Source organism: Phenylobacterium sp., assembly GCF_044371015.1.
In the GTDB taxonomy this organism is placed as follows: Bacteria; Pseudomonadota; Alphaproteobacteria; order Caulobacterales; family Caulobacteraceae; genus Phenylobacterium.
Map to the genome: position 1 here is coordinate 1 of NZ_JBILUK010000225.1, position 5,180 is coordinate 5,180.

4 protein-coding genes are annotated in these 5,180 nt (G+C 65.6%); 2 read left to right on the top strand and 2 right to left on the bottom strand.

The genetic code is table 11. The features are described 5' to 3' along the window. Both ACIQ3R_RS14960 and ACIQ3R_RS14965 read left to right on the top strand, forming a co-directional pair. The coding region (locus tag ACIQ3R_RS14960) for a TonB-dependent receptor plug domain-containing protein (RefSeq protein ID WP_397419657.1) at nt 1–1,899 on the top strand (1,899 nt) is incomplete at its 5' end. Nucleotides 1,900–2,159: 260 nt separating this feature from the next. Further along, a complete protein-coding gene (locus tag ACIQ3R_RS14965; protein WP_397419658.1) occupies nt 2,160–2,966 on the top strand; it encodes a metallophosphoesterase in 807 nt (268 codons plus the stop codon). On the opposite strand, the gene ACIQ3R_RS14970 is transcribed toward ACIQ3R_RS14965, so the two are convergent. Further along, complete coding sequence (locus ACIQ3R_RS14970; RefSeq protein WP_397419659.1) at nt 2,938–3,411, bottom strand: Crp/Fnr family transcriptional regulator; 474 nt, start codon at nt 3,409–3,411, stop codon at nt 2,938–2,940. The genes ACIQ3R_RS14965 and ACIQ3R_RS14970 overlap by 29 nt on opposite strands. 122 nt (nt 3,412–3,533) lie before the next feature. Continuing rightward, nucleotides 3,534–5,180, bottom strand: a 1,647-nt coding sequence (locus tag ACIQ3R_RS14975) for a prolyl oligopeptidase family protein (RefSeq protein WP_397419660.1), incomplete at its 5' end; no start/stop codon positions are given.

The window sequence follows — 5,180 nt, forward strand, 5'->3', positions numbered from 1 at the left end:
TATGAGGCCATGCGGGTCACCTCGGCTCGGGAGATGGTCGAGCGCACTCCGGGCTTCGTGCTTGACCGCGGCGACGCTGCCCGCGGCACGGGCGGCGGCGGCAACGTGCTGATCGATGGCGAACGTCCCGCCTCGAAGTCTCAGTCGATCGATTCCGTACTCTCGCGCATCTCGTCCGGCTCAGTCGAACGCATCGAAGTGATCCGCGGCGGCGCGCCTGGGATCGATATGCAAGGCCAGGGCGTGGTGGCCAATGTGGTGCGTAAGGGCGGAACCTCGTCCGATCAGGCCCTCCACCTGTTCAGCAAGACCTACAAGAACGGCTTCACCGGCGGATTTGCCCGCGGCGAACTCAACTGGCGCGGGCCGGGCTTCAGCGCCGATGCGCAGCTAAGCGGCCGTCGTGACCTGGGCGGCGACTCGGGCGACGGCGTCCTGCGGCGCGTCGCTCCGACCGGCGTCCTGATCGAGGGCGGCGATTTCGACGCGCGAATCCGCGACCAATCGATCCAGGCCAACGCCGCGGGCGAATTCAAGCGCGAGGGCTCACTCCTGCGGATGAACGCCTCGGCCGAACGCCAGACCGTCAGGCGGCGCGAGATCGGCGCGCTGGCCACCTCGGCCGGCGCGGCCTTTTCCGAAACCACACGCGTCGGCGAACGCGACACCGAGTACGAAGTCGGCGGCGACTATGAGCGCGAACTCACAGATACGCTCACCCTTCGGATGCTGGCTCTCACGCGAACTGAACGGGAAGTCATCCAGGCCAGTTCCGCGGGCCGCACCCGCCGCCAAGCCTCCAGCGAACGCGCCGTTTCGCATGAGAGCATTGGGCGCGCCTCGCTCCGCCGCGCCTTCTCCTGGGGTGAGCTCGAAGTCGGCGGCGAAGGCGCCTTCAACACACTGGACGCCCGCTCGACATTGACGGTCGACGGCGCGGCCGTCGTGCTGCCCTCGGCCAATGTCGAGGTGAAGGAAGATCGCGGCGAACTTTTCACCACCGCCAGCCTGCGCCCGGCCCCCGGCCTGAGCCTTGAAGCCGGCCTGCGCTATGAGAGTTCGACCATCCGCCAGAACGGCGGCGCAAACCAGTCGAAGACCCTTAGTTTCGCCAAGCCCCGCGCCTCGGCCACCTGGAGCCTGGGCCCCGTCCAGCTACGCGCGCGGGTGGAGCGTGAAGTCGGTCAGCTGAATTTCGAGGATTTCGCGGCCAATTCGGCTTTCGAAGACGACACCGTCAACGCCGGCAACGTGAATCTGGAACCCGAACGCTCCTGGTTGTTCGAGGGCGCCATCGAACGGCGCTTCTGGGAGAGCGGCGCGGTAGTCCTCACGATCACCCACGCCGAGGTCGACGAGGTGGTGGACCTGATCCCGATCGCCGGGCGCTTCGATGCGCCGGGCAACATCGGCTCCGGCACGCGCGGCTCCGCCGTGTTCAACGTTTCCGCGCCCGCCGACCGCCTGGGCTTCTCCGGCGCCGTGGTGCGCATGACCGCCACATGGCGGCGGTCTGAAGTCTCCGACCCTGTCACCCGTGAGGCCCGCCGCATCTCAGGGGAGCGGCCCTTTGAGGCGCAACTGGAGATTACGCGTAACCTGCCCGAGTGGCGATCAACCCTGGGCTTCGAAGCAGGCTACGGTTTTGAAGCCACCGTCTACCGGATCAATGAGATCCGCCGCATCGAGGAAGACCCACTCTACAGAGTGTACTGGGACTGGACCCCGCGTCCTGATCTCTTGATGCGCTTCCAGTTCGAGAACTTCACCGCCCGCAAGCGCACCCGCGACCGCACTGTCTTCAGCGGACCGCGCTCCGCCGGGGTCGTCGCCTTCCGCGAACAGCGCACCACCCGGCTCCCGGTTATCGTCACGGCCAGGGCGCGTTTGCTGTTCTGATCAGGGCGGTGGCGGGGGGTGCGGCCTGAGGCCAGGACGCCAGCCCAGGACAAAGACGCTGCGGAACGATCCCGGCCCAGCTTCCAGCTCTCACACGTCCTGCTCAGAACAGAAGCGCTGTGAGCCTGGCTTTTGGGCGCCACTGACCTTCGTCAGGGCGGAACGAGGCCACCGTGGCGTTAAACTGCAATTGATGGTGAGACAGCGCACGGCGCGCCCAAAGACGTCGGGGCGGGAACCATTGGGGAGTGAGGAACGGGATGAGGTTACTGCTCGTTTCCGACCTTCACTATGCGTTGAAGCAGTTTGACTGGGCCGCCGCCGTCGCACCGGACTTCGACGTCGTCGTCTTCGCCGGCGACCATCTGGACATTTCGGGACAGCTCGACGGCAGCGTGCAGATCCTGGTGCTGCTGAAGTACCTGGGACGGCTTTCGCAACAGGCTCGGGTGATCTTCTGTTCCGGCAACCACGACCTCGACAGCCGCGATCCGACTGGCGAAAAGGTGGCCGCCTGGATGGAGCGGGTGCGCCAACTTGGGATTCCCACCGACGGCGACAGCCTGGAGTTCGGCGACACCCTGATCACGATCTGTCCCTGGTGGGATGGGCCGGTGACGCGAACCTCCGTCGCCGAGTTGCTCGCCCGCGACGCCGCCCGACGGCCCGCGCGATGGATCTGGGCTTATCATGCCCCGCCGGAGGGATCTCCGACGAGCTGGGATGGTCGACGCCATCACGGCGACGCGGAACTCACCGGTTGGATAGAGACCTACAAGCCGGACATCGTCCTGACCGGCCATATCCACCAGGCGCCGTTCAAGAACGGCGGTTCCTGGGCGGACCGGATCGGCGACACCTGGATCTTCAACAGCGGACAGCAGATCGGACCGATCCCGGCGCACACCGTCATCGATACGGAGGCGGGCGAGGCGGCCTGGTTCTCTTTGGCGGGTGCCGAATTCCTAAAGCTGGACGCGCCGCTGGTGCGCCCGATCGCCGACCTGACCGCATTCCCGGATTGGCTCGGTCCCCGGTTCAGGGATCCCGGTCTGATCCCGGGCTGAAGGTCTGTCTCTGCTGATTGAGCAGCGACTCCAGGATCTCATCGACCATGCCCAGATGACCGCGCTCGTCCTCGAACTGGCGCTTGATGTCGGCGAGATAGGTGGTCACCCCATTCAGCCGCTGTGCGAGGGTCTTGGCCAGCATGTAGGCTACCTCGCTGTTTGACTGGAGGAATGCATCGCCGTCGTAGCTCACATGCGCGGCGCCATCCGTCAGGGCGCGCACGGTGGCCATGTGCGGAATGTCCAACAGCACCGACATGTCGCCGAAGACCGCCCCTCGGTCAGACACCCGGTTAATCTGAAAGTCGCCTTTCAGGATTTCGACTGCACCTTCGACCAGCACCAGCAGGCGACCGGTTCGCGCGCCCTCGGGCAACAACACTTCGCCGGCGGCGAAGCGCACAACCGGCAGGCCGGCGCTGTGATCTGCGATGGTCTTCAATTCAGCGACCTTGAGCGGGTTCGTGTTAGGTCAGACCTAACCGCGACAGACGAAATGCGCCACCCGCGCCTTCCGTCAGATCTGCGAAGGCCGACGGGCGCCTAGATCGAAGGCGCCTCGCCTCAATCCATCAAGCGTTGGGTCAGATAGGTGTACTCCAGCGACGCTCTCAGCGCGGCCTCATTAAGGTTGGCCGCCGCAGAGTGACCACCGTCGATATTCTCGTAGTAGAAATAGTCATAGCCCAGCGCCCCCAGCCGCGCCGCGGCCTTGCGGGCGTGGGCCGGATGCACGCGGTCGTCCTTGGTCGACGTAACGATCAACGGCGGCGGATAGGGTCGCCCCGCCGTCAGGTTCTGATAGGGCGAATAACTCATCAGCATGGCCCGCTCGGCGGGCTTGGTCGGATCACCGTACTCGCCGATCCATGAGGCGCCGGCCGAGAGCCCCGTGTAGGCGATCATGTCGAACAGGGGCACCTGGATCACGACCGCATTGTAGAGTTCCGGTCGCTTGGTGAGCGCGACGCCGGTCAGAAGGCCGCCGTTGGAAGCGCCCATGACGCCCAGGCGCCTGGAGCTGGTGATCCCCCGCGCGATCAGATCCTCCGACACCGCGAAGAAGTCCTCATAGACCCGCATGCGGTCGAGCTTCAGGCCGGCCTTGTGCCAGCGGGGTCCGAACTCGCCGCCGCCGCGGATGTTGGCCAGCACGTAGACCCCGCCCCGCTCCAGCCACAGCTTGCCGAGCGTGCCCGAATAGGTGGGCGTCATGCTCACCTGGAAGCCGCCATAGCCGTAAAGCAATGTGGGGTTTGAGCCGTCGCGTTTCAGATCTTTCGCCGAGACGACGAAATAGGGCACGCGGGCCCCGTCTTTGGATGTCGCCCAGAGCTGTTCGACCTTGAGATTGGAGGCATCGAAGCGCGACGGCGCCTGGCGCAGGCGCTCGGCCCGCCCGCTCGCGGCGTCCATCAGCCATTGGCTCTGGGGTTCCAGAAGCGACTCCGTCCTCACCAGCACCTGGTCGTCATGGTCCGAGACCGAGGCAATGGCCAGCGTCGAGCCGGCGGGGAGGTTCATCGTCGACGAGATCCAGTCTGCGCCCTTACGCTCAAAGGCCAGCACCTTGCCGAGCACGTTGTCCAGCATCGCCACAACGAGCCGCGAGCGGGTCACTGTTGCCTGCTCGATGCTCTGGCTATCGGTCGGACGAAGGATCAGATGGGGCTTTGGCCGAGCGGGCTCTGCCATGACCTGGGCGAGATCGAAGTCGATCAGGTCTCCGGACCTGAGTCCGTGTTCGGCCCAGTCTTCCCTGAGCGTGACGATCAGCCGGCCGCCCACATAGCCAACGACCCACGCGCGCGTCGGCATCACCACGCGCCGTGGGCCTGTATCGGTCAGCAGATGGTACTCCACGTTGAAGAAGTCGGTCGCCCGGTAGACGGCGCGCACCGCGACACGACCATCCGGCTCCCGCAGCACCACGGGACCGACCGAGACGTCGCCGCGCCAACCGCGGAAGACTTCCACGGCCTCGGTGAGCGGCTGGCCGCGCTTCAGGCGTTTGATGATGAACGGATAACCCGAAAGCGTTGTCTCCTGAGCTGACCATTTGGTGCCGACCAGAACGGTGTCGGCGTCCTCCCAGGCCACGTTCGACCTGGCCTCCGGCAACCGGAAGCCGCCGGGCACGAAAGCACCTTTCGCCGCATCGAACTCGCGATATTCCGAGGCGTCCTTCCCGCCGTTGGAGAGACGAACAAG

Coding starts and splice junctions, on each gene's coding strand:
- ACIQ3R_RS14965 (WP_397419658.1), top strand. CDS start 2,160: ATGAGGTTACTGCTCGTTTCCGACCTTCACTATGCGTTGAAGCAGTTT.